Source organism: Pseudomonas sp. NY15354, from assembly GCF_048068075.1.
In the GTDB taxonomy this organism is placed as follows: domain Bacteria; phylum Pseudomonadota; class Gammaproteobacteria; order Pseudomonadales; family Pseudomonadaceae; genus Aquipseudomonas; species Aquipseudomonas guariconensis_C.
This window is the reverse complement of sequence record NZ_JBLUPV010000036.1, coordinates 1-22,787: the sequence shown is the minus strand read 5'-3', so window position 1 is coordinate 22,787 and position 22,787 is coordinate 1. Positions and strand designations below refer to the sequence as shown.

The 22,787-nt window shown below is 63.7% G+C and carries 23 protein-coding genes; 3 read left to right on the top strand and 20 right to left on the bottom strand.

The window, feature by feature from the left end:
• Positions 1–5 precede the first annotated feature (5 nt).
• The 4 genes from ACNFCH_RS23195 to ACNFCH_RS23180 all read right to left on the bottom strand — a co-directional run bounded on the left by ACNFCH_RS23195 (position 6) and on the right by ACNFCH_RS23180 (position 5,721).
• Entirely contained in the window at positions 6–1,454 is a 1,449-nt protein-coding gene (locus tag ACNFCH_RS23195; RefSeq protein WP_337158470.1) for an NAD-dependent succinate-semialdehyde dehydrogenase, read from the bottom strand.
• Between the two features lie 48 nt (positions 1,455–1,502).
• Entirely contained in the window at positions 1,503–2,621 is a 1,119-nt protein-coding gene (locus ACNFCH_RS23190) for an aromatic ring-hydroxylating oxygenase subunit alpha (protein WP_196165659.1), read from the bottom strand.
• A gap of 156 nt (positions 2,622–2,777) precedes the next feature.
• Positions 2,778–4,376: a BCCT family transporter gene (locus tag ACNFCH_RS23185; protein WP_416744043.1), complete on the bottom strand. Its 1,599-nt coding sequence runs from the start codon at positions 4,374–4,376 to the stop codon at positions 2,778–2,780.
• A 253-nt stretch (positions 4,377–4,629) separates the two neighbouring features.
• Positions 4,630–5,721, bottom strand: coding sequence for a tartrate dehydrogenase (locus ACNFCH_RS23180; RefSeq protein ID WP_416744041.1), 1,092 nt, complete (start codon positions 5,719–5,721; stop codon positions 4,630–4,632).
• Between the two features lie 99 nt (positions 5,722–5,820).
• On the opposite strand from ACNFCH_RS23180, the gene ACNFCH_RS23175 reads away from it, so the two are divergent.
• The gene (locus tag ACNFCH_RS23175) at positions 5,821–6,732 is read left to right on the top strand and encodes a LysR family transcriptional regulator (protein ID WP_416744039.1); all 912 of its coding nucleotides are present in this window, start codon (positions 5,821–5,823) and stop codon (positions 6,730–6,732) included.
• Between the two features lie 133 nt (positions 6,733–6,865).
• Here ACNFCH_RS23175 and ACNFCH_RS23170 read toward each other — a convergent pair whose 3' ends face one another.
• The 5 genes from ACNFCH_RS23170 to ribBA form a co-directional block, all read right to left on the bottom strand.
• Positions 6,866–8,014, bottom strand: coding sequence for an ABC transporter ATP-binding protein (locus ACNFCH_RS23170; RefSeq protein WP_416744037.1), 1,149 nt, complete (start codon positions 8,012–8,014; stop codon positions 6,866–6,868).
• Positions 8,015–8,033: 19 nt separating this feature from the next.
• Positions 8,034–8,843, bottom strand: a complete 810-nt coding sequence (locus ACNFCH_RS23165) for an ABC transporter permease (RefSeq protein ID WP_070094076.1) — start codon at positions 8,841–8,843, stop codon at positions 8,034–8,036.
• Between the two features lie 6 nt (positions 8,844–8,849).
• Positions 8,850–9,767, bottom strand: a complete 918-nt coding sequence (locus ACNFCH_RS23160; RefSeq protein ID WP_043212687.1) for an ABC transporter permease — start codon at positions 9,765–9,767, stop codon at positions 8,850–8,852.
• A complete protein-coding gene (locus ACNFCH_RS23155) occupies positions 9,764–10,789 on the bottom strand; it encodes a polyamine ABC transporter substrate-binding protein (RefSeq protein WP_416744034.1) in 1,026 nt (341 codons plus the stop codon). Before ACNFCH_RS23155 ends, ACNFCH_RS23160 begins: the two co-directional genes overlap by 4 nt.
• Before the next feature lie 408 nt (positions 10,790–11,197).
• Positions 11,198–12,319, bottom strand: coding sequence for a bifunctional 3,4-dihydroxy-2-butanone-4-phosphate synthase/GTP cyclohydrolase II (gene ribBA, locus ACNFCH_RS23150; RefSeq protein ID WP_337158465.1), 1,122 nt, complete (start codon positions 12,317–12,319; stop codon positions 11,198–11,200).
• 77 nt (positions 12,320–12,396) lie between these two features.
• Between ribBA and ACNFCH_RS23145 the strand changes: the two genes are divergently transcribed.
• A complete protein-coding gene (locus ACNFCH_RS23145; RefSeq protein WP_196165665.1) occupies positions 12,397–12,690 on the top strand; it encodes a DUF1330 domain-containing protein in 294 nt (97 codons plus the stop codon).
• Between the two features lie 27 nt (positions 12,691–12,717).
• On the opposite strand, the gene ACNFCH_RS23140 is transcribed toward ACNFCH_RS23145, so the two are convergent.
• The 3 genes from ACNFCH_RS23140 to ACNFCH_RS23130 all read right to left on the bottom strand — a co-directional run bounded on the left by ACNFCH_RS23140 (position 12,718) and on the right by ACNFCH_RS23130 (position 16,308).
• Positions 12,718–14,067: an SPFH domain-containing protein gene (locus ACNFCH_RS23140; protein ID WP_416744031.1), complete on the bottom strand. Its 1,350-nt coding sequence runs from the start codon at positions 14,065–14,067 to the stop codon at positions 12,718–12,720.
• 153 nt (positions 14,068–14,220) lie between these two features.
• Positions 14,221–15,633 carry a cytosine permease gene (locus tag ACNFCH_RS23135; protein WP_337158463.1) on the bottom strand — a complete coding sequence of 471 codons (1,413 nt, stop codon included), beginning with the start codon at positions 15,631–15,633 and terminating at the stop codon, positions 14,221–14,223.
• A 222-nt stretch (positions 15,634–15,855) separates the two neighbouring features.
• Positions 15,856–16,308 carry an Lrp/AsnC family transcriptional regulator gene (locus ACNFCH_RS23130; protein WP_070094069.1) on the bottom strand — a complete coding sequence of 151 codons (453 nt, stop codon included), beginning with the start codon at positions 16,306–16,308 and terminating at the stop codon, positions 15,856–15,858.
• A gap of 110 nt (positions 16,309–16,418) precedes the next feature.
• On the opposite strand from ACNFCH_RS23130, the gene ACNFCH_RS23125 reads away from it, so the two are divergent.
• Positions 16,419–17,033, top strand: a complete 615-nt coding sequence (locus ACNFCH_RS23125) for a LysE family translocator (protein WP_337158462.1) — start codon at positions 16,419–16,421, stop codon at positions 17,031–17,033.
• 86 nt (positions 17,034–17,119) lie between these two features.
• Here the strand turns inward: ACNFCH_RS23125 and ACNFCH_RS23120 are convergent, their stop codons facing one another.
• The 8 genes from ACNFCH_RS23120 to ACNFCH_RS23085 all read right to left on the bottom strand — a co-directional run.
• Complete coding sequence (locus ACNFCH_RS23120) at positions 17,120–17,683, bottom strand: NUDIX hydrolase (RefSeq protein ID WP_196165670.1); 564 nt, start codon at positions 17,681–17,683, stop codon at positions 17,120–17,122.
• A 2-nt stretch (positions 17,684–17,685) separates the two neighbouring features.
• Positions 17,686–18,438: a GntR family transcriptional regulator gene (locus ACNFCH_RS23115; protein WP_196165671.1), complete on the bottom strand. Its 753-nt coding sequence runs from the start codon at positions 18,436–18,438 to the stop codon at positions 17,686–17,688.
• 90 nt (positions 18,439–18,528) lie between these two features.
• A complete protein-coding gene (locus ACNFCH_RS23110) occupies positions 18,529–18,918 on the bottom strand; it encodes a carboxymuconolactone decarboxylase family protein (protein ID WP_012314144.1) in 390 nt (129 codons plus the stop codon).
• Positions 18,919–19,058: 140 nt separating this feature from the next.
• The gene (locus ACNFCH_RS23105) at positions 19,059–19,544 is read right to left on the bottom strand and encodes a flavin reductase family protein (protein ID WP_337158461.1); all 486 of its coding nucleotides are present in this window, start codon (positions 19,542–19,544) and stop codon (positions 19,059–19,061) included.
• A gap of 15 nt (positions 19,545–19,559) precedes the next feature.
• A complete protein-coding gene (locus tag ACNFCH_RS23100) occupies positions 19,560–21,041 on the bottom strand; it encodes an aldehyde dehydrogenase (RefSeq protein ID WP_070094064.1) in 1,482 nt (493 codons plus the stop codon).
• On the bottom strand, positions 21,038–21,871 hold the full coding sequence (locus ACNFCH_RS23095; protein WP_337158460.1) for an alpha/beta fold hydrolase: 834 nt from the start codon (positions 21,869–21,871) through the stop codon (positions 21,038–21,040). The genes ACNFCH_RS23100 and ACNFCH_RS23095 overlap by 4 nt, the downstream gene beginning before the upstream one ends.
• Before the next feature lie 71 nt (positions 21,872–21,942).
• Positions 21,943–22,539: an amino acid synthesis family protein gene (locus ACNFCH_RS23090; RefSeq protein WP_043212716.1), complete on the bottom strand. Its 597-nt coding sequence runs from the start codon at positions 22,537–22,539 to the stop codon at positions 21,943–21,945.
• 152 nt (positions 22,540–22,691) lie between these two features.
• A partial coding sequence (locus ACNFCH_RS23085; RefSeq protein ID WP_416742713.1) for a transposase occupies positions 22,692–22,787 on the bottom strand: 96 nt, incomplete at its 5' end.

The window sequence follows — 22,787 nt, the reverse complement described above, 5'->3', positions numbered from 1 at the left end:
CTCGCTCAGACGGCGAGGCACAGGTACTTGATTTCCAGATAATCCTCGATGCCGTACTTGGAGCCTTCGCGGCCCAGGCCCGATTGCTTGACGCCACCGAACGGTGCGACCTCGTTGGAGATCAGCCCGGTGTTGATGCCGACCATGCCGTACTCCAGACGCTCGGCCACGCGGAACACCCGGCCCAGGTCGCGGCTGTAGAAGTACGCCGCCAGGCCGTATTGGGTGGCGTTGGCCAGCTCGATCACTTCGTCATCGGTGGTGAAGCGCACCAAGGCGGCCACCGGGCCGAAGATTTCTTCCTGCAGCAGCTCCATGCCTGGGGCGATGTCGGCGAGCACGGTCGGCTCGAAGAACTGCCCGCCCAGGGCGTGGGCCTTGCCGCCCAGCAGCACGCTGGCGCCTTTGCCGGTGGCGTCGTCGATCAGGCTGCGCACCTTGGCCACGGCCTTGTCGCTGATCAGCGGGCCGATCTGCGTGCCTTCGGTGTTGCCATGGCCCACGGCCAGGGCGCGCACGCGCTCGACGAAGCGTTGGGCGAAGCGCTCATAGACGCTGTCGTGCACATAGAAGCGGTTGACGCACACGCAGGTCTGCCCGGCGTTGCGGTATTTGGCGATCAGCGCGCCTTCGACGGCCGCCTCGATGTCGGCGTCATCGAAGACGATGAACGGGGCATTGCCACCGAGTTCCAGGCTGACCTTCTTGATGGTTTCGGCGCACTGGCCCATGAGCAGGCGACCCACCGGGGTGGAGCCGGTGAAGCTGAGCTTGCGCACGCTCGGGTGGCCGGTGAACTGGGCGCCGATGGCCGGGGCATCGCCGGTGACCACGCTGAACACCCCGGCAGGGATGCCAGCGCGCTCGGCCAGTTCCACCAGCGCCAGGGCGCTGAACGGGGTTTCGTTGGCCGGCTTGACCACGATGGTGCAGCCTGCGGCCAGGGCTGGCGCGACCTTGCGGGTAATCATCGCCGCCGGGAAGTTCCACGGGGTGATCGCGGTGCACACGCCGATGCCCTGCTTGATCACCAGCAGGCGCTTGTCGTTGGCCGGGCTTGGGATCACGTCGCCATAGACGCGTTTACCTTCTTCGGCGAACCACTCGACGAAGGAGGCGGCGTAGCGGATTTCGCCCAGGGCTTCGTGCAGGGGCTTGCCCTGTTCACGGGTCATCAGCTGGGCCAGGTCCTGCTCGTGTTCGAGCAGCAGTTCGAACCAGCGGCGCAGGATGTTCGCCCGCTCTTTGGCGGTACGGCCGCGCCAGTCGGCCAGGGCCGCTTCGGCGGCTTCGATGGCGCGCACGGCTTCGGCGCCGCCCATCAGTGGCACATGGCCGAGCAGCTCGCCGCTGGCCGGGTCATTGACCGCCAGGGTCTGGCCGCTGTCGGCGTCGCACCAGCGCCCGTCGATGTAGGCTTGCTGGCGCAGCAGTGTGGTGTCTTGAAGTTTCACGCAAGGCTCTCCGAAGGCCGCCGACCCGCAAGCCGGCGGCCGGGTGCATCAGTCCAGGTGGGCGACGGCGATCAGGTTGTGGAAGTGGGCGATGCCATGCTCGCTCACGCCGCTGCGCTGCTGGTCGACCATGATCCGGCCTTGGCCACGGTAGCCACGGGACTTCAGGCCCTTCTGCACGCTTTCGACCAGGCGCAGGTCTTCTGGGCGGAAGACTTCGCGGTACCAGTCGATCAGCTTGAGCTGCTCTTCGGTCAGGTCCTTGTTCAGGAAGTAGATGTCGTAGTGCTGCAAGGTGGTTTCGGCATCGACCGGGAACTCATAGATCACGGTCATGAAGTTGGCTCCTGGTGGCACGTTGAACATGGTGCACGGCCAGGCCCAGAAACCGGCGAACGAGGGGTCCTTGACGGACTCGTCGAACTTGAACGACTGCTCCGATGGCGTGGCCACGCCGTATTGCAGGGTCCAGTTGCCGAACAGGCTGTGGCTGTACTGGCCGACGTCCACGGAGTCGGAGAAGCCTGGGTGGGCCGGGGCGCAGTGGTAGCACTCCAGGTAGTTGTCGACGATCGACTTCCAGTTGGCTGGGGTGTCGCTGACGAAACGGGCGGCCAGGTGCAGGTCATCGATCACGGCGCAGGCTTCGCGCATGCGCTTGGCCAGGCCCGGCAGTTGGTCTTCGACGCTACCGGCCTCCATGTCCATGTTGATGTAGATGAAGCCTGCGTACTCTTCGACGCGCAGCTGCACCAGGGTGGAGTTTTCCTTGTCGAAGTTGACCACGTTCTCGCAGTTGCGGGCGTGGGCCAGCTCGCCGTCGAGCTTGAAGGTCCAGGCGTGGTACGGGCAGGTGATGACGTTCTTGGCCTTGCCGCTGCCTTCGAGCAGTTGGTGACCGCGGTGCGGGCAAACGTTGTAGAAGGCACGCAGCACGTCGTCGCGGCCACGCACGACGATGATGCTTTCGCCGATCACCTGGCGGGTGATGTAGGCGTTCTTTTCGGCGACTTCGCTGCGGTGACCCACGCAGATCCAGCTCTTGGCGAATATCGCTTCCTTCTCATGTTCGAACACGGCGGCCTGGGTGTAGAAGTTAGCCGGCAGGGTGAAGGCTTCTTCAGGGTTGGCACAGAAATCGGCGGGCAGGCGTTTGAAATCGTTCATGGCTCTATCTCGGTTTTTACTTATTGGTTAACGCGTATCTATTGGTTAACAAGTCGGGCAAAAAAATTTGGCCGGACGCTTTAGGGCTGCTTTACAGCCCATCGCAGGCTTCGCCAGCTCCTACCCAGGAGACTGGCGATGCCGTCGGTCATACGATCAATGCAGGGCAGCGGCGCTGCGCGGTACCTGGTGCTCCGGCTCTTCGCCGGCCAGGCGTGCGGCTTCTTCCTCGATACGGTAGGCCGGAACCTGGCCGTAGTCGGCGGCGAGCCACTTGAAGAAGCCGTAGATCTTCACCAGCAGGATCACCATGAAGGGGATCGCGGTGAGGACCACAGCGGTCTTCATGGTCGACAGCGAGGCCTTGGCGAACAGCATGGCCAGCGGTACCAGGGTCAGCACGATGCACCAGAACAGACGCAGGGTCGGGGTCGGGTCCTCGCCTTCGCGCAGGTTGCGGGTGCTGGTGGCGGCCACAGCATAGGCCGCAGCGTCCATGTGCGAGGCGCAGAACACCGCCATGATGAACAGGTACACCGCCAGGAACAGGGTGCCCCATGGCAGGGCCAGCAACAGGTCGGTCACCGCGGCTTCGCCACCGACGGTGCTGAGCAGCTTCGGCACGTCGATCTGGCCGTTGATGAACTGGTGCATGCTGTAGCTTTCCAGGGCGCCGAAGAAGAACCAGCACCCGAAGCTGCCGCCCAGCAGCAGGGCGAACACCACTTCCTTGATCTGACGGCCGCGCGAGACTCGGGCGACGAACATGGCAACGCCTGGGGCGTAGGAAACCCACCACAGCCAATAGAACACGGTCCAGTTGCGCGTGAAGGCGCCGTCACCGGCAGGGTCGGTGAACAGGCTCATGTGCACGTACTGCTGGATCATCAGGCCGATGGCGTTGGCGGTGTTGTTGACGGTGAACTGGGTCGGGCCGACCAGCAGCACCACCACGGCGAACAGCAGGGCGCCGATGCACACCATCTTCGACAGGCGCTGCAGGCCACCGTCGATGCCGATGTAGGAGCTGAGCGAGAACAGCAGGGCCACCGCACCGATCACCATCAGTTGCACGGTGAAGGTGTTGGGGGTGCCGGCCAGGTCCGACAGGCCGCGGGTCAGGGTCGAGGCGGTCAGGGCCAGGGAAACGGTCAGCGCGCCCATCATGGTCAGCAGGAAGATCAAATCGACGGTGCGACCCACAGGGCCAGTGGCCTTGAAGCCGGTCACCGCTTCGATGATCGAGGCCAGGTTCAGGCCGCTCTTCTTGCGTACATGGAAGTGGTAGGCCATGGCCAGCGAGGCCAGGGCGTAGATCGACCAGGCGCTGATGCCCCAGTGGAAGAACGAGTAGCTGACGCTGTACTCCAGTGCCTGGGCCGACATCGGGGCGATGTTCAAGCCTGGGGTCTGGTAGTAGTAGGCCCATTCCATCACGCCCCAGTACAGGGTCGAGGAACCCATGCCGGCGCAGATGAACATGAAGACCCAGGTCGCGGTGGAATATTCAGGCTTGCCAGCGCCCAGGCGGATGTTGCCGTACTTGCTGAAGCCAAGGTACAGCACGGCCAGGGAGCTGCCGAACACCAGCACCTGGACGCTGGTGCCGAAGGTACGGGTGGACAGTTCGAACAGTTTGTTGGCCATGCTTTCCGCTTGCGCGGGGTACAGAGCAAGGCCGATGACAGTGAGCAGTACAGCGATCAGGCTCACGGTAATCAGGAACACGTCAATCTTTTTATTGTTGTGGGACATCAATTGTCTCCTGGAGCGTTTGGAATGCTAAGCGCTAGGGAAGTCCATGTCAGATATAGCTTTTTTCCTCGACTGTTAACCTAAAGTTTACGCATATCTTTTGGTTAACGAAGTGTGCATTGAATGGGGGCGGACTGCAATAGGATCGTCAGACAATCTGATGGTTGGTGGCGCCTATTTCGCGGTTAAACCCGCGCCTACAGGTTGGTGTGGCCTGTGGGGCGGGTTCACCTGTGAGCGAAGCGCCGCCGGATCAGGCGCCCAGCAGCTCGGCGATGGCCTTGCCGACGTCCTGGGTGGAGCGGCTGCCGCCCATGTCGCGGGTGGTATCGCCGTTGGCGATGACCATCTCGATGGCGTTGAGGATGTCGTCGTGAGCGGCCTGGTAACGGGCGTCGTCACCGTCCTTGCCCAGGAACTCCAGCATCAGCGCACCGGACCAGATCATGGCGATCGGGTTGGCGATGTTCTTGCCGTAGATGTCCGGGGCCGAGCCATGGACCGGTTCGAACAGCGACGGGAACTTGCGCTCGGGGTTGAGGTTGGCCGACGGCGCGATGCCAATGGTGCCGGCGCAAGCAGGGCCCAAGTCCGAGAGGATGTCGCCGAACAGGTTGGAGGCCACCACCACGTCGAAACGCTCTGGCTGCAGCACGAAACGGGCGCAGAGGATGTCGATGTGCTGTTTGTCCCAGCTGATCTCTGGGTAGTTGGCTGCCATGGCGGCGGTGCGCTCGTCCCAGTACGGCATGCTCACGGCCATGCCGTTGGACTTGGTGGCGGAGGTGACGTGCTTGCGCTCGCGGGTCTGGGCCACATCGAAGGCGTACTTGAGGATGCGATCGACGCCACGGCGGGTGAACACCGACTCCTGCAGGACGAACTCGTTCTCGGTGTTTTCGAACATCCGGCCACCCAGGGAGGAGTACTCACCTTCGGTGTTCTCGCGGATCACCACGAAGTCGATGTCGCCCGGTTGCTTGTTGGCCAGCGGGCAGGGCACGCCAGGGAACAGGCGAACGGGGCGGATGTTCACGTACTGGTCGAAGTCGCGGCGGAACTTGAGCAGCGAGCCCCACAGGGAGATGTGGTCCGGGACTTTGTCTGGCCAGCCGACTGCACCGAAGTACAGGGCGTCGAAGCCCTTGAGCTGTTCGAACCAGTCGTCGGGCATCATCTTGCCGTGAGCCAGGTAGTAGTCGCAGCTGGCCCACTCGAAGAATTCGATCTCAAGGTTCAGGCCATGTTTGCGTGCGGCGGCTTCGACCACGCGGATGCCTTCGGGGAGGACTTCGTTGCCGATGCCGTCACCGGGGATGGCGGCGATTTTGAAAGTCTTGCTCATGGGGGCGCACTCGCTGTTCTGGGTAACGGATGCTGGCCATGCTATAAGGACACGAACCGGAGATAATCCGGTGATTCATCAATTCTTGGTGCACGAATCGTGAATAATCTGCCTAACCTCGATGACCTCGATATCTTCTTGCAGGTGGCGCGTCGCGCGAGCTTCGCCGCGGTGGCCGACGAGCGCGGCATGTCGGCTGCCTTTATCAGCAAACGCATCCGCCTGCTGGAGGAGAACTTGGGTGTACGCCTGCTGCACCGCACCACCCGGCGGGTGACGGTGAGTGAAGAGGGCGAGCGGGTGTACCAATGGGCGCAGCAGATCTTCGAGGCCCTGCAGCGCATGGACGATGACCTCAACGCCGGCCAGCGCGAACCGGCCGGGCAGTTGCGCATCGCCAGCAGCCTGGGGCTGGGCCGGCGCTTCGTCGCCCCGGCGCTGTCGGAGCTGGCGGCGCGTTATCCGAAGCTCGACATTCGCCTGGATGTGCATGACCGCCTGATCGACCTGATTGCCGAGGGGGTGGACCTGGACATCCGCGTCGGCAACGTCATTGCGCCGAACCTGATCGCCAAGCCCCTGGCGCGCAACCGCCGGGTGCTGTGCGCGGCACCGGGCTATCTGGCGCGGCGGGGTACGCCTCGGAGCCTGGCGGATCTGGCCAGCCATGACTGCCTGGTGATCAAGGAGCGTGACCATCCCTTCGGTGTGTGGCACCTGGAGGGGCCTGCCGGCGAGGAAAACGTGCGGGTGACCGGCCCGTTGTCCAGCAACCATGGCGAGGTGGCGCACCAGTGGTGCCTGGATGGGCGGGGCATCTTGCTGCGCTCGTGGTGGGATGTGCACGACAGCATCGCCGATGGGCGACTGGTGCAGGTGCTGGAGGACTACCAGCAGGCGGCGGATATCTGGGCGGTGTACACCACGCCCCTGGCCGGGTCGGCCAAGGTGCGGGTGGCGGTGGAGTTCTTCCGGCAGTACTTTGCCGAGCGGTATCAACTGCCTGTGTGAACCTTGATGTTCAGCGTTTTTCCGTTCGCGGGTAAACCCCCACAGGGTTGCGCGGTGTGCTCAATGACACCGCTGTGCCTGTGGACGCGGGTTTGTCCGTGAATAGACCGATACGCTCTGCGCCTGGCGCTGATCAATGCGCGCCGGCGGCCTTGCTGAGGTCGCTTTCGGCCCACTCGGTGTAGATGCAGGCATCGGCCACCGCCCAGCGGACTTTTACGGTGTCCCCTGGTTGCATCGGCATGCCGGCCGCCGAGAGCGCCTTGACGGTCATTTCGGTGCCGCCAGCGGTCACCACATGGCAGGTTTGGCTCTCGCCCAGGAACAACACCTCGCCCACCTTGGCGGTCACTTCGTTCCAGCCGGCGGGCAATGGCTCGCGGGCCGCCTGCTCGGCGCTCAGGGCCAGGGCTTTTTCCGGACGCACCATGATCAGCGCGTCCTGCCCGGCATTGAGACCCGTGGTCAGGCGGATCGCCAAGGACTGCCCTTCGAACGCGGCGGCGCCATGGCTGCTGGCCTTGACCCGCAGGAAGTTGGAGTTGCCCAGGAACGAGGCCACGAAGGCATTCGGCGGGTTCTGGTACAGGTCATAGCCAGTGCCCAGGCCCACGATCTTGCCGTGGCTGAAGATCGCGATGCGCTGGGACAGGCGCATGGCTTCTTCCTGGTCGTGGGTCACGTAGACGATGGTGATCCCCAGGCGTCGATGCAACTGGCGCAGCTCGTCCTGCAGGTCTTCGCGCAGCTTCTTGTCCAGCGCACCGAGCGGTTCGTCCATCAGCAGGATGCGCGGCTCGTACACCAGCGCGCGGGCGATGGCGACCCGTTGCTGCTGGCCGCCGGAGAGCTGGGCCGGCCGGCGATGGGCGAATTTTTCCAGTTGCACCAGCTTGAGCATGGCGTCGACCCGCTTGGCGGTCTCGGCGGCGCTCTGCTTGCGGATCGCCAAGGGGAAGGCGATGTTGTCGCGCACCGACAGGTGCGGGAACAGCGAGTAGCGCTGGAACACCATGCCGATGTCGCGCTTGTGCGGCGGCACCTTCACCAGCGACTGGCCGTCCACCAGGATCTCGCCGCTGCTGGGCGTCTCGAAGCCGGCCAGCATCGACAGGGTGGTGGACTTGCCCGAGCCGCTGGAGCCGAGGAAGGTCAGGAATTCGCCGTCCTGGATCTCCAGGTCGATGTTGTCCACTGCGGCGAAATCGCCGTAGTGCTTGTTCAGGTTGCGCAGGCTGACCAGGGTCTTGGCGGGCGCGGCATCTTTCATCACTGCACTCATTGTTGTTGTCTCCGGGCGCTCAGGCGCTGACTTCGTTGCGCCGGCGCAGGGCGGCGGCGATGACCATGACCAGGACCGACAGGCCGATCAGCAGCGTCGAGGCGACGGCGATCACGGGGGTCAGGTCCTGGCGCAGGGTGGTCCACATTTTCACGGGCAGGGTCTGCAGGGTGGGGCTGGCCATCATCACGCTGAGCACCACCTCGTCCCACGAGACCAAAAAGGCGAACAGGCCACCGGCGATCATCCCCGGGCGGATCGCCGGGAAGGTCACCTTGAAGATCGCCTGCAAGCGCGAGGCACCGCAGATCACCGCGGCATCCTCGATCGACTGGTCGAACAGCTTGAGCGAGTTGATGATCGAGATGATGGTGAAGGGCAGCGCGACGATGACGTGGCTGACCACGAAGGAGAACAGCGTGCCGGTGTAGCCGAGCTTGAGAAACAGCGCGTACACCGCCACGGCGATGATCACCAGCGGCACGATCATCGGCAGGGTGAACAGGCCATAGAGCAGCTCACGGCCGGGGAAGCGCCCGCGCACCAGGGCGAAGGCAGTGGGCAGGCCCAGCAGGACCGCGCAGACCGTGGTGAGCACGGCGACCTTGAGGCTGGCCAGCGCTGCGTCCATCCATTCAGGGTTGGAAAAGAACTGGCCGTACCACTTCAAGGTCCAGCCTGGTGGCGGGAACACCAACCACTGGGACGAGCCGAACGACAGCAGCACGATGAACAGGATTGGCAGCAGCAGGAAGGCTGCGATCACCCCGGTGGTCAGGTACAGGCCTGTGCGCAGCGGCCGGCCCATGGCATTGGGAGTCAGGAGCATGGCGGTTTACCTCGCGTTGCCGACCGGGGACTCCGGCTGCAGCTTCAGGTAGAAGTAGAAGAGCACCAGGGTGATCAGCACCAGCAACGCGGCGGCGGCACTGGCCAGGCCCCAGTTGAGGAACGACTGCACCTGCTGGACGATGAATTCAGGCAGCATCATGTTCTGCGCGCCACCGAGCAGGGCGGGGGTCACGTAGTAACCGAGCGACATGACGAACACCATCAGCGCGCCGGAGAACAGCCCCGAGCGGCACAGTGGGATGAACACCTTCCAGAAGTTGGTCCAGGGGCTCGCGCCGCAGATCGAGCCCGCCTGCAGCACCATCGGGTCGATGGCCTGCATGGTCGCCTGCAGCGGCAGCACGATGAACGGGATCATGATGTAGCTCATGCCGATCACCACGCCGGTGAGGTTGTGCACCATCTCCAGCGGCGCATCGATGATGCCCAGTGCCATCAACACCTTGTTGATCACCCCCGAGGCCTGCAGCAGCACCAGCCAGGAGTAGGTGCGCGCCAGCAGGCTGGTCCACATCGACAGCAGCACGATGTTCAGCAGCCAGCGGCCCCAGCCACGAGGCACCAGGGTGATCGCCCAGGCCAGCGGGAAGCCCAGCAGCACGCTGATCAGGGTCACCAGGCCCGCCACCGAGAAGGTGTTGAACAGCACCCGCGCATAGGCCGAGTTGGCGAACAGCTGTTCATAGTTGCCCAGCCCCGGTACGGGTTCGAGCACGCCGCGCAGCAACAGGCCGATCAGCGGGGCGAAGAAGAACAGGCCCAGAAACAGCAGGGCCGGCAGCAGGTTGCGGCTGCCACGCCAGCGCTGACTCAGAGGAGGGCGGCGCACGGCCGCCCCCGGGGCGCCGGTGCCGCTGGGGGCACCTTGGGCGTTGTGCAGGGCATTGATGGCAACTTTCATTTGACCAGCCACTCATTCCAGCGGGCCGCGATGGCTTGGCCGTTCTTCGCCCAGTAGGCGAAGTCCAAGGTCACCTGGTCCTGGGCATAGGCAGTCGGCAGGTTCGGTGCCAGCTCAGGCTTGAGCTGGGCGATGCTGTCGAGGTTGACCGGGGCGTAGGCGGTGAGGTTGGCGAAATCCGCCTGGCCCTTGGCGCTGCTGGCGTTGGCCAGGAACTTCATGGCCGCGTCCTTGTTCTTGGCGCCTTTGGGGATGACCAGGAAATCGGCCATGACCAGGTTCTGTTTCCAGCTCACGCCCACCGGGGCACCGTCCTGTTGCAGGGCGTAGACCCGGCCGTTCCAGAACTGGCCCAGGGACGCTTCACCGGAGGCCAGCAGTTGCTGGGACTGAGCGCCGCCGCCCCACCAGACGATGTCTTTCTTGATGGTGTCGAGTTTCTTGAAGGCGCGGTCCAGGTCCAGGGGGTAGAGCTTGTCGGCCGGTACGCCATCGGCCAGCAGGGCCAGCTCCAGCACGCCGGGGCTTGGCCATTTGTAGAGGGCGCGCTTGCCGGGGTAGGTCTTGGTGTCGAACAGGGCCGACCAGTCCACCGGTTTGTTGGCGCCGAGCTTGCCTTCGTTGTAGCCGAGCACGAAGGAGAAGAAGAACGAACCGACGCCATGGTCGGACACGAAGCGTGGGTCGATGCGATCGCGCTGGATGGTGGTGAAGTCCAGCGGCTCGAGCAGGCCTTCGCTGGCGGCGCGCAGGGCGAAGTCCGCTTCGACGTCGACCACGTCCCACTGCACGTTGCCGCTCTCGACCATGGCCTTGAGCTTGCCGTAGTCGGTAGGGCCGTCCTGCACGACCTTGATCTTGCTGCTTTCGCTGAAGGGTTCGGCCCATGCCTGTTTCTGGGCATCCTGGGTGGTACCGCCCCAGCTGACGAAGCTCATGCTGTCAGCGGCCAGGGTGGTTTGGCAGGCCAGGGACAGCAGACTGGCGGACAGCACTGCGGTGACTCGTTTGCTCAACAGCATGGTTAACGCCCTCATTGCTTTTGTTATTTGAGCGGGCTTCCTGTCGCCCGCCATGTATTCGGGGAGCAGCTTTCCAACGATGTCGCATGGCCGTTTTTTGAAGTGTAGGTGTGGCCAAAAATTCAAGGTCTACGGGATATCATATTATGGTATTCCAAACTTTTCGCAAGAGGTCGAGGGCGACCGGCCATCACTAAAAACGGCGGTGCCATTCAGCGAAACGCCACGCCGTCCTCCTGAGGAACGGCGTGGCGTTTTGCATGCGGTGGGTTGTAGGGGTTTACCGCGAATGCAGTGGTGAACCCACTGACGCATTCGCGGGTGAGCCCGCTCCCACAGGGTCCGCGCTACCTGTGGAGTGGGTTTACCCGCGAAGAAGACACCGCAGGGCAAGACAGTGGTGTCGGCTCAGTTGAACGCTGCGGGCTCGAACGGAATGCTCTGCACCACCTCCAGCTCGTACCCGGCCAGGCCCGCGTATTTGAGCGGCGGCCCCAGGTGGCGCAGTTTGCCGACGCCCAGGTCTTGGAGAATCTGGGCGCCTGTGCCGACTTCGGAATACACCTTCGACTGACCCCGCTGGAACGGCTTGGTCGGCTGGGTCAACTGCGGCACGCGCTCGAGCAGGGCCTGGGAGGACTCGTGGTTGGCCAGGATCACAACCACGCCGGTGCCTTCGCTGGCGACCTTCTGCAAGGCCGCCCACAAGGTCCAGTTGGCGGGGCCTGCGTATTCGGCACCGACCAGATCGCGCAAGGGGTCGATCACATGCACCCGCACCAGGGTGGGTTGCTCCCGGCGGATATCACCCATCACCATGGCCATGTGTACGCCACCGTCGATGCGGTCCTCGTAGGTCACCAGGCGGAAGGTGCCGTGCACGGTGGGCAGTTCACGTTCGCCGATGCGCTTGATGGTCTGCTCGTTGCTCAGGCGGTAGTGGATCAGGTCGGCGATGGTGCCGATCTTGATGCCGTGGCGTTCAGCGAACAGTTCAAGGTCCGGGCGGCGGGCCATGGTGCCGTCGTCGTTGAGCACCTCGACGATCACCGAGGCGGGCGTGAACCCGGCCAGACGTGCCAGGTCGCAGCCGGCTTCGGTGTGTCCGGCGCGGGTCAGCACGCCGCCTTCGCGAGCGCGCAGAGGGAAGATATGCCCCGGCTGGACAAGGTCCTCGGGGCGTGCGTCGGGCGCCATGGCCGCGGCGACGGTGCGGGCCCGGTCGGCGGCGGAGATGCCGGTGGTGACGCCCGTGGCGGCCTCGATGGAAACGGTGAACGCTGTGCTGAACACACTGCCGTTGGCCGGCACCATCTGCTCAAGGCCCAGCCGCTGACAGTGTTCGTCGGTCAGGGTCAGGCAGATCAGTCCGCGCGCCTCGCGGGCCATGAAGTTGATCACCTGGGCGTCACAGCGCTCGGCGGCGATCAGCAGGTCGCCTTCGTTTTCACGGTCCTCGTCGTCCACCAGCAGGACCATCTTGCCCTGGCGATAATCCTCGAGGAGTTCTTCGATGCTGTTGAAAGCCATGCTGCACACTCGCTGTGGTAGGGTGATTTTTATGGTATACCATCATACACAAATAACCTTTTACAGGAGAGCGATGGATGAAGGCTTACTGGATCGCCCATGTGGACGTCACCGACCCCGAGCAATACCAGCAATACACCCAGCGCGCCCCGGCAGCCTTCGCCGCATTTGGCGGGCGCCTGCTGGCCCGCGGTGGGCGCAGCGAGGCGATGGAAGGACGGCCCACTCCACAGCGTAGCGTGGTGATCGAATTCGATTCATACGAACAGGCGCTGGCGTGTTACCGCTCCGAGGCGTATCAGGAGGCGTGCCGGCATCGGCAGGGTGTGGCGAAGGCCGAGGTGATCATCGTCGAGGGCATTGCGCCCTGACGCTGCAGGGCGCAATGAACGCAGGGTTCAGGGCGTCTTGAGGTCTATGGCGAGGTCTTTGGCCGCCTTGGTGGCGAGTATGCTCATGAGCTTGCTCATTTCATCCTGGCGACCGATGCTCGCGTCGCCACCGCCCATCATTACATTGGGCACAGGGGCCCGTGCAGCGGCATCGGCCCAGGCCTTGTTGATCTGCACCAACGCATCGAGCTTGTTTTGCAAGGCACCGTCGGCCTTCAGGGACGCCTCGCGAGCATAGGCTTCGGCGTCGGCGGTGATCTTGGTCGCCTCGGCGTTGACCCGGGCCTTGTCGCGCAACAGCTCCGCCGTCTGCTTATCGATCTCGGCGCGCCGCTTTTCCCGCTCGGCGTTGATCAGCGTGAGCTGTTTTTCCGTCTCTGCCTCGGTGGTGCGTTCGATCTGCTGGCGCAGGCTCTCCTGGCGTTTGGCCTCGACATCCTTGGCGCCCCGGGCGGAGACCAATTCTTTTTCTTCTTCTTCCTTGAGCCGGTTTTGCCGAGCCACCGCCAGCTCCGCCAAGGCCTGCTGCACCCGGACCATTCGTTGCTGGTATTGGGGGTTGGGGTCGATGTGGGTGACCCGGGCGTCGACGACTTCTACACCGTAGAGGCGAAATTGCTGCTGTTTGCGTAGCTCCTGGCCGTGCTTGTCGAGTTTTTTCTCGATGATGAAGCGGGTGGCCGTGTTGTCGCCAAAACTGCCCTGGTCGGTGCCGGCCTGCAGAATGGCCGTTTGTGCCGGTAAGGCGTCGCGTTTGATGCGCACTTCCTTGCGGCTGGTCAGGTACAGGCCGTTGCGTAACTGGTTTTCGAATTCGGCACCGAAGTGGCTGCGGTTGCCGGCGTAGTAATCGTCGGCGCTCATCAACGAAGCCGTGGCCTGCAGGGTTTCCTTGACCGCAGGTAGCAGGGCGCGTTGCAGGAAGTTGTCTGGCGTTCGGTACTCCTGGGCGATCTTGAGGAAGGCCTCGCCCGATGGCAGGCGAAACTGGGTGCTGAACTCGGCCTTGGCATCGACGTTACCCAGGAACACGATGGGCAGGTTTGGCAGGACGATCGAAGGGTGCCCGCCGCGGGTGTCCTGAAGGTCCGCCTGCAGGGCCGACTGAACACCGATGGTGCGGCGCCAGACCGTGCTGCGTCCGAACCATTGGGTGGCATAGCCCACGTCCTCGACCACCTTCTCTTCGCCGAAGATCGTGCGCACATGGGTCATCTGACCTGCTTCGTTGTAGAAGAACACACTGTTGAACAGCACCGCGAGACCGCCAAGGGCGAGTAGCGGGAGGGTGATCGTGGCGACGAGCTTGCGGTTGATGCGAGGGGCGATGAACTTGACGAGTGGCAGTTTTTGCATGGGGAACTCCTTGTCCGAGGAGCGGGCATGCTGGCGATGGGTTGCATCGATCGCTATCAGGTGAATCAAGTGTCCCTGTAGGTGATATCGCAAACCCCAAAAAACAGCAGACCCGCCAGGGCGGGTCTTCTGTTTTTCAGGTCACGCTGAACGTCAAACCCCAGCGGCGAGCTTGGCGCTCATCTGCCGGCGGCGGTAGGCGCTGTCGCGCGTCGCCAGCCACCAGTACAGCGGCGAGGTGACCAGCAGGCCTACCAGCCACGACAGGTCGGCGCCGTCGATGTGGGCGGACACCGGGCCCACGTAAAGCGGGGTGTTCATGAACGGAATCTGCACGGCGATACCCACCGCGTAGGCGATCAGGGCCTGAGGGTTGTAGCGCCCGTAGATACCGCCATCGACCTTGAAGATCGACTGGATGTCGTAGTCGCCTTTGTGAATGACATAGAAGTCGATCAGGTTGATCGCTGTCCACGGCACCAGTACCACCAGCAGCACCAGCACCATGTCGACGAAGTGGCCGATGAAGTCCGCCGAGGCGAACACCGCCACCACGCAGCAGGCTGCCAGCACGACCAGCGACAGCACTGCGCGGCTCTTGGCGGTAGGAATCCAGCGGTAGGCGAAGGTCTGCACCAGGGTGATGATCGACAGCACCGCGCCATACAGGTTGAGCGCGTTGTGGCTGATCACGCTGAGCAGGAACAGCACCAGCATCAGCGGGCCGATGGCGCCGGTGGCAAGTTTGACCGCGTCCATGGTGTCCATGCCCGCCGGGATCGCCAGTACCGCCACCGCACCGAACACGAACGACAGGCTCGAACCCAGGGCCGAGCCCAGGTAGGTGGTCCAGAAGGTCGACGATACCTTCACGTCGGCCGGCAGGTAGCGCGAGTAGTCGGACACATAGGGCGCAAAGGCGATCTGCCACAGCGCCGCCAGCGACACGGTGGCCAGCCAGCCGGAGATGTTGAAGCTGCCGCGGGTCAGGAAGTCATCGCTCTGTACGTGGGTGAAGATGTAACCAAAGCCCACCACGATGCCGATGCCCAGCACCCAGGTGCCAATGCGGTTGAGCACATGGATGAAGCGGTAGCCGATGATGCCGATGATGCCTGAGCCCAGCGCGCCTATGACGATGCCCACCGGCACCGGGACGGTGTCGACCACGCCATGCAGCGACTTGCCGGCCAGCACGATGTTGGAGGCGAAAAAACCGATGTACATGACCCCGGCGATCACCACCACCAGCAGTGCGCCGAGCGAGCCGAACTGGGCGCGGCTCTGGATCATCTGTGGGATACCCATTTGTGGGCCCTGGGCCGAGTGCAGCGCCATCAGCACGCCGCCCACCAGGTGGCCGACCAGGATGGCGACGATGCCCCATACCAGGTTGAGGTGGAACAGTTGCACGCCCAGGGCACCGGTGACGATGGGCAGGGGCGCGATGTTGCCCCCGAACCAGAGTGTGAACAGATCCCTTACCTTTCCATGGCGGTCTTGCGGGGGCACGTATCCGATCGTGTGTTTTTCTATGAGGGGTGCCGATGTAGCTGCACGGGTCATGACGGACTCCAAGGCAGGGAGGGGGCGCGGAAATGTCCCCGGGTGCGGGCCGGCAAAGGGCGACGCGTTCTTGTAAGCCCGATCATGAGGGGTAGGAAGGGATCGATAAATTAGTAAATATGTGCCCACAAACGTTAAAAAAACTAAGGCTGACAAACGGTTAGCAAACGGCGAATGCAAGGGGTGGGGGGAACCAGGTCAATGCTCCGGCGCTGTACATTCCTACATGGGCAGTTGCCGATCCGGAAGCACTTCCTTCATGACCAAGGTGGAGCTCAGCCGCTGCACATTGGGAATGCTGGTGAGCTGTTCGTCGTATAGCTTCTGGAAGGCCGGCAGATCGCGGGCCACCACATGCAGCAGGTAGTCCGGGTCGCCGAACAGGCGCTGGGCCTCGACGATCTGCGGGATCGCCGCCACCGCCGCCTCGAAGTCCGCCACGGGCTGGCGGGTGACCTCGCGCAAGGTCACGAACACCAGTGCGGCGAAATTCAGGCCCAGTGCGCTGGGTGCCAGACGCGCGTGATAGCCCAGGATCGCGCCGGACTCCTCCAGGGCCTTGAGCCGGCGGTGGCAGGGCGAGAGGCTAAGGCCCACACGATCGGCCAGTTCGGTCACCGAGAGCCGACCATCTTTTTGCAGCTCGGCAAGAATCTTTCGATCTGTTCTGTCCATGGGGAAGAATCTTCCATAGTTTTAAGGTGTGACGGGAATATACGAAAGAAAATCCCCCGATGAAATCCGTAATCTTTTTTCACTCAACTGCGTGTGAAGGAAGATTCGAAGTGGCAATCAGTGTGTTGACGGCGTTCTGGGCTGTATCGATGTTGTTTGTGATCACCCCTGGCGCGGACTGGGCCTATGCCATCTCGGCGGGCATGCGCGGACGTTGGGTGATGCCTGCAGTGGCGGGCATGCTGTCGGGGCATTTCCTGGCGACGTTGATCGTTGCGGCGGGTGTCGGCAGCTTGATCGCCGGGCATCCACTGGCGTTGTCATTGCTGACGTTGGCGGGGTGCGCCTACCTGCTGTGGCTGGGCGGCAACCTGCTGCTGAGCCCCTCCGTACCGCAGGCCGGTGCGTCGCAGGCGCAGGAGAGTGGATCGCGCTGGGCATTGAAAGGGTTTTGCGTGAGCGGCCTGAATCCCAAGGTGTTCCTGTTGTTTGTTGCGCTGTTGCCGCAATTCACCGACCCGGCATCGAGCTGGCCGGTCTGGATGCAGATATTGCTACTGGGCCTGGTGCACCTGGCCAGTTCGCTGGTGGTGTACCTGATGGTGGGTTACGGCGCCAAGGCCGTGCTGCGCACCCGGCCGGCGGCGGCCAGGGTGGTGGGGCGGATGTCGGGGCTGGTGATGATCCTGATTGCGGTGGGGCTGATTGTCGGGCAGATGCGCTGAAGCTGCTGGCCCAATGGTGATGAAGCAGCCTGGATTCATCGCGGTTGATGGACGGCAGCCTGCCCCTAAGGTAAGCGGCCAACCAACTAGCGGATGAAATGCACCTTGCCGGTGTCGTCGTTGCCCATGTAGATGCCATAGACCCCGGCCTGGCGTTCGAGGATGTAGCGCTCGAGAATCTGCCGGATGGCGGGGTAGTAGATTTCGTCCCAGGGGATCTCGTCGGGCTCGAAGAAGCGGTAGGCGAGGGTCTCGGGGCCATACTGGCCGGTTTCTTCCGTGGCGATGGCACGGAAGATGATGTAGACCTCGCTGATCTTCGGCACGCTGAAGATCGAATAGGGCGAGACGATCTCGCCGCGCACGCCGCTTTCTTCCCAGACCTCGCGCAGGGCCGCCTGCTCGGTAGTCTCGCCAGCCTCCATGAAGCCCGCCGGCAAGGTCCAGGTGCCGGGACGCGGCGGGATGGCGCGCTGGCACAACAGGTACTTGCCGTCGCGCTCGATGATGCAGCCGGCGATGATCTTGGGGTTGATGTAGTGGACGTAGCCGCACCCGGTGCAGTGCAGGCGTTCATGGGTATCGCCGGTGGGCACGCCCCGGGCGAGCGCTGTAGTGCAGTGCGGGCAGTAGCGCGGGGCGGCGGGCATGATCAGCGGCCTATGCGAGGGTCTTTGAGGGCCAGGGGTTCGACGATGTCACGGACCTTGGCGTTGTCGTCCTGCTTCTGGCGCAGGTACTCCAGAGCCACCTTGGCGGCGGCGCGCACATGGTCGACCGAGGCCTGGTGGGCGAGCTGGGGATTGCCGCTCTTGATCGCCTCGACGATCTTTTCCATCTCCTGGTTGCTGGCGCCGCGGCGGTTTTGCTGGGATACCGAGGTGGCGCGCAGGTAGCTGATGCGCGCCTGCAGCTGGCGCAGCTGTTGGGCGGCGACCTGGTTGCCGGATCCTTCCAGGAGCACGTCATAGAAGCCTTGTACCGATTCGAGCACCTGTTGCAGCTCGCCTTCTTCGAGGGCTTCGCGGTTGACCTCCAGGGCGCGTTCCAGGGCGCGGATGTCCTTGGCCTTGGCGTTGAGGGTGAACAGCTGGACGATCAAGCCTTCGAGCACGCAGCGCAGCTCGTAGATGTCGCGCGCGTCCTCCAGGGTGATGATCGCCACCCGTGGGCCCTTGGCGTCGGCGAACTCCACCAGGCCTTCGGACTCCAGGTGGCGCAGGGCTTCACGCACCGAGGTACGGCTGACGCCGAGGCGGTCGCAGAGGTCGCGCTCGACCAGGCGATCGCCGGGCAGCAGGTGGAAGTTCATGATCGCCCCGCGCAGTTTGTCGAGCACGATTTCGCGCAGGGTAACGGGGTTGCGGTTGACCTTGAAGCTGTCGTCGAGGGGCTGGCGTTTCATCGAGTGCGCTCTGAATGAGGCTGTCTGGCCACAACCGGGGAGCACCACGAACCTGGGGCGCTCTCCTTGCGTGGTTCGAACAGCCCGCTGTTAACGGGTTGACTCCGCATCGGCCTCGGCGAACGCTTCGCGGGCCAGGCGGAAGCTGTCCACCGCCGCGGGCACGCCGCAATAAATGCCGACCTGGAGCAGGATCTCGCGTATCTGTTCACGGCTCAGGCCATTTCGCAAGGCGCCGCGAATGTGCAGCTTGAGCTCGTGGGGCCGGTTGAGCGCGGAAATCATGGCCAAGTTTATCATGCTGCGCTCTTTGAGCGACAAGCCGTCGCGGCCCCAGACATGGCCCCAGCAGTACTCGGTGACCAGCTCTTGCAAGGGCTTGGTGAAGTCGTCGGCGTTCTGGATCGAGCGATTGACGTAATCCTCGCCCAGCACCTGGGTGCGGATCTGCAGGCCTTTTTCGTACTTTTCATTGCTCATGTGCCGTACTCCGGGTCAAAACAGGGTCATCGGTGTTGGCTTCTTCGCGGGTGAACCCGCTCCCACAGGGATCGCACGGATGCTGAAGCCTGTGCAGTACTTGTGTGCGGGTTTACCCGCGAAGAGGCCAACGCGGATCATCAGCCCAGCGGGGGCAGGGCGCCGAGCTTGCCCTTGTGGTAGACCATCGGCGTGACCGGCTCGGCCGGCAGTACCAGGTTCTTCACCTGGCCGACGATGATCGCGTGGTCACCGCCGTCGTACTCGCGCCACAGTTCGCACTCGATGATCGCCGTGGCCTGGGCCAGCAAGGGGTTACCCAGCTCGCTCAGGTGCCAGTCGATGCCTTTGGCCTTGTCCTTGCCTTTACCGGCGAAGGCGTAGGCCTCGGCGGTCTGGTCGGCGGACAGCAAATGGATGGCGAACTGCTTGCTGTCACGCAGGATCGGGTAGGTGTCAGAGGCGTAGTTGGGGCAGAACAGCACCAGCGCCGGGTCGATCGACAGCGCGCTGAAGGCGCTGGCGGTGATGCCGACGATGCCCCCCTCGGCGTCCAGGGTGGTGACCACCGTGACGCCGGAGGGGAAGGAGCCCATCACGTCTTTGTAGATGCCAGGTTCGATCATCTTGGTGCTCCCTCGTTAACGCATCACGAACGGGTCGGGCATGGGCGCGGTGGAGAGGTTGATCCACACCGTCTTCAGCTCGGTATAGGCGAGCACCGAGTCGATGCCACTCTCACGGCCGTAGCCGCTGTTCTTGAAGCCGCCGATCGGCGCCATGGCCGAGACCGCGCGGTAGGTGTTGACCCAGATGATCCCCGAGCGCACGTCACGGGCCAGGCGATGGGCGCGGCCCAGGTCGCGGGTCCAGATACCGGCGGCGAGGCCGAACTGCGAGTCGTTGGCGATCGCCAGGGCTTCTTCTTCAGTTTTGAAGCGGATCACCGCCGCGACCGGGCCGAAGACTTCTTCCTGCATGATCTTCATCGAGTTGCTATCGCACTCGAACAGGGTCGGCTCGTAGAACCAGCCGTCACCCTCGACCTGCGCGCGCTTGCCGCCCAGGTGCAGCTTGGCGCCCTCGGCTTTGGCGGCGGCGACCAGGCCTTCGACCACGGCCAGTTGCTGAGCGGTGGCCATGGGGCCCATTTCGCTGGCGTCGTCCTGCGGGTTGCCGATGCGGATGCGCTTGGCGCGCTCGACCAGGCGCGAGACGAACTCATCGAAGATCTCGTCCTGTACCAGCAGGCGGGAGCCTGCCACGCAGCTCTGGCCGGAGGCGGCATAGATGCCGGCCACGGCGCCATTGATGGCGCTGTCCAGGTCGGCATCGGCGAAGATGATGTTCGGCGATTTGCCGCCCAGTTCCAGAGAGAGCTTGGCGAAGTTCTCGGCGCTGCTGCGCACCACATGGCGCGCTGTGGCGGCGCCGCCGGTGAAGGCGATCTTGCGCACCAGCGGGTGACGGGTGAGCGCTGCGCCGGTGCTCGGGCCGAAGCCGGTCACCACGTTGACCACGCCTGCCGGGAAGCCAGCCTCATGGGCCAAGCGGGCCAGTTCCAGGATGGTCGCCGAAGCATGTTCGGAAGGCTTGAGCACGATGGTGTTGCCGGCCGCCAAGGCGGGAGCGAGCTTGATGGCGGTCAGGTACAGCGGGCTGTTCCAGGGAATGATCCCGGCCACCACGCCGATCGGCTCGTGCACGGTGTAGGCGAACAGGTCGGGCTTGTCCAGGGGCAGGGTGCCGCCTTCGAGCTTGTCCGCAAGCCCTGCGGTGTAATGGAAGAACTCCGGCAGGTAACCGACCTGGCCGCGGGTCTCGCGGATCAGCTTGCCGTTGTCGCGGCTTTCCAGCTGGGCCAGGTGCTCTTTGTTCTCGGCGATCAGATCGCCCAGCCGGCGCAGCAGCTTGCCTCGCGCGGTGGCGGTCAGGCCACGCCAGGCCTTGCTGTCGAAGGCGCGTTGGGCGGCCTGCACGGCCAGCTCCACATCGGCTTCATCAGCGTCTGGCAATTGCGCCCAGGCCTTGGCGGTGGCCGGGTCGAGGCTGTCGAAGGTCTTGCCGCTCTGTGCATCGCACCATTGGCCGTCGATGCACATCTGGAAACGTACGAGGGTCATGCAACAATCCCCTTGGCGGATTCGGTGAGGGTGCGGGCGTGCGCCAGGAAGTCCAGCAGCATCTTGTTGACTTCGCGTGGCGCCTCGACCGGCATCATGTGGCGTTGCTCGGCCAGCACCACACTGCGCGCGCCTGGGATGCGCGCCGCCAGCTGGCGGGTCATCTCAGGGGTCGAGCCCAGGTCGTGCTCGCCGGTGGCGATCAGGGTCGGTACCTGGATGCTGCCCAGGTCATCGGCGCGGTACATGTCCTGGGTGGCGAACAATTTATAGGTGGTCAGATAACCCTGCGGGTCGTTGCCGGCCAGGGTCTGACGAATGGCCGCGACCTGGGCCGGGTTGGCGGCCTGGTATTCGCGGCTGAACCAGCGTGCCAGCGCCGCTTCGGCATTGGCGTCCGGGCCGTGCTCGGCAGCCTGGGCGGCACGGGCGATGACGCCGGCGCTCTGCTCGGGGCTGCGGTTGAACACGCTGTTGAGCACCACCAGCGCCGCCAGGCGCCGAGGGTAGTGCAGGGCGAAGGCACGGGCGACCAGGCCGCCCATGGAGAAGCCGATGACCGTGGCCTGCGGGATCTGCAGGTGGTCGAGCAACTCGGCCAGCTGCGCGGCGTAGCCGGCAAGGTCGGTGTCGGCGTCAGGGCGCGGGCTTTGGCCATGGCCGAGCATGTCGTAGGCGATGACGCGGTAGTCGCTGGCCAGGCCCACGAACTGTCCGCCCCACATTTCCTTGTTCAGACCCACGCCGTGGATCAGCACCACGGGTTGGCCCTGGCCGAGGCTCAGGTAGCTGGTCCCGGCGGGTGTACGTTCAGCAACAGGCTGAATCATGGAGGGCGCTCCTTGAAGGTCGGGCGTGGCGGCAGTGCTTGCACGCAACGCCCCGGCCCGTCTGGTTGTTGTTATTGAGCGTTGGCTTTTTCGGCGGCCAGTTCTTCCAGGTCGATGTAGCGGTTGCCGATGCGCGGGTGCAGACGGCCGCCGTCGGCGGCGCCCAGGACCACGACGATCTCGTCGGCGCGCGGGGCGTCTTCGATCTGCATTTCCAGGGTGATGTAGTGCGAGCGCAGGCCTTCGTCGTCCTTCTGCATCATCGGGATCTGGATCGAGGTGCCTGGGCCGCCACGCTTGTTGGTGAAGCTCAGGTAGCTCTTGGCCTGCACGGCTTCGCGGTAGTGGTTGCCAAAGCGCAGGGTGTGGATGACGGCGGAGGCGTGCTCGATCTCACCGTCGGCACCGACCACGGCGGCCTTGCCATAGGCCTCGATCTTGTCGGCGCCGCCGATCGCTGCGCACAGGCGCTCGACCATCAGGGCACCCAGCTCGGAGCAGTTGGCGCGGATCTCGGGCTTGAGGTCTTCGACAAAACCGCGACCGGCCCACGGGTTCTTGATCACCACGGCCAGGCCGACCATGGTTACCGGCTTGTCGGTAGCCTTGCCGCCTTCGATGCGGGTCTCTTCGGAGTAGGTGACGATCTTGCGGATTTCGAAACTCATGGGTGGCTCCTGTTGAGGGTTATCAGCTCTTGTTGTCTGATGGTATACCATAATATCTGTTGTGCAAGAGATTGCCTGAAATTTATGTGGCCGGCGGATGAAAGGCGCATACCCCTGTCGGCGCACGGCAGAGGCTTTAAAAAAAAGGTTCTTCACGGATTGCCGGGAAAGTCATTCTTGATCTTCATGAAGAAGAATTCGCTGTCCCGGTAGCCGTAAGCCATCCGTTTGATGACCTTGATCCGATT

Bases quoted from the DNA above. Each gene is read 5' to 3' on its own strand.
- ACNFCH_RS23190 (WP_196165659.1), bottom strand. From the start codon at position 2,621: ATGAACGATTTCAAACGCCTGCCCGCCGATTTCTGTGCCAACCCTGAA.
- ACNFCH_RS23185 (WP_416744043.1), bottom strand. From the start codon at position 4,376: ATGTCCCACAACAATAAAAAGATTGACGTGTTCCTGATTACCGTGAGC.
- ACNFCH_RS23180 (WP_416744041.1), bottom strand. From the start codon at position 5,721: ATGAGCAAGACTTTCAAAATCGCCGCCATCCCCGGTGACGGCATCGGC.
- ACNFCH_RS23170 (WP_416744037.1), bottom strand. From the start codon at position 8,014: ATGAGTGCAGTGATGAAAGATGCCGCGCCCGCCAAGACCCTGGTCAGC.
- ACNFCH_RS23165 (WP_070094076.1), bottom strand. From the start codon at position 8,843: ATGCTCCTGACTCCCAATGCCATGGGCCGGCCGCTGCGCACAGGCCTG.
- ACNFCH_RS23160 (WP_043212687.1), bottom strand. From the start codon at position 9,767: ATGAAAGTTGCCATCAATGCCCTGCACAACGCCCAAGGTGCCCCCAGC.
- ACNFCH_RS23155 (WP_416744034.1), bottom strand. From the start codon at position 10,789: ATGCTGTTGAGCAAACGAGTCACCGCAGTGCTGTCCGCCAGTCTGCTG.
- ribBA (WP_337158465.1), bottom strand. From the start codon at position 12,319: ATGGCTTTCAACAGCATCGAAGAACTCCTCGAGGATTATCGCCAGGGC.
- ACNFCH_RS23145 (WP_196165665.1), top strand. From the start codon at position 12,397: ATGAAGGCTTACTGGATCGCCCATGTGGACGTCACCGACCCCGAGCAA.
- ACNFCH_RS23140 (WP_416744031.1), bottom strand. From the start codon at position 14,067: ATGCAAAAACTGCCACTCGTCAAGTTCATCGCCCCTCGCATCAACCGC.
- ACNFCH_RS23135 (WP_337158463.1), bottom strand. From the start codon at position 15,633: ATGACCCGTGCAGCTACATCGGCACCCCTCATAGAAAAACACACGATC.
- ACNFCH_RS23130 (WP_070094069.1), bottom strand. From the start codon at position 16,308: ATGGACAGAACAGATCGAAAGATTCTTGCCGAGCTGCAAAAAGATGGT.
- ACNFCH_RS23120 (WP_196165670.1), bottom strand. From the start codon at position 17,683: ATGCCCGCCGCCCCGCGCTACTGCCCGCACTGCACTACAGCGCTCGCC.
- ACNFCH_RS23115 (WP_196165671.1), bottom strand. From the start codon at position 18,438: ATGAAACGCCAGCCCCTCGACGACAGCTTCAAGGTCAACCGCAACCCC.
- ACNFCH_RS23110 (WP_012314144.1), bottom strand. From the start codon at position 18,918: ATGAGCAATGAAAAGTACGAAAAAGGCCTGCAGATCCGCACCCAGGTG.
- ACNFCH_RS23105 (WP_337158461.1), bottom strand. From the start codon at position 19,544: ATGATCGAACCTGGCATCTACAAAGACGTGATGGGCTCCTTCCCCTCC.
- ACNFCH_RS23100 (WP_070094064.1), bottom strand. From the start codon at position 21,041: ATGACCCTCGTACGTTTCCAGATGTGCATCGACGGCCAATGGTGCGAT.
- ACNFCH_RS23095 (WP_337158460.1), bottom strand. From the start codon at position 21,871: ATGATTCAGCCTGTTGCTGAACGTACACCCGCCGGGACCAGCTACCTG.
- ACNFCH_RS23090 (WP_043212716.1), bottom strand. From the start codon at position 22,539: ATGAGTTTCGAAATCCGCAAGATCGTCACCTACTCCGAAGAGACCCGC.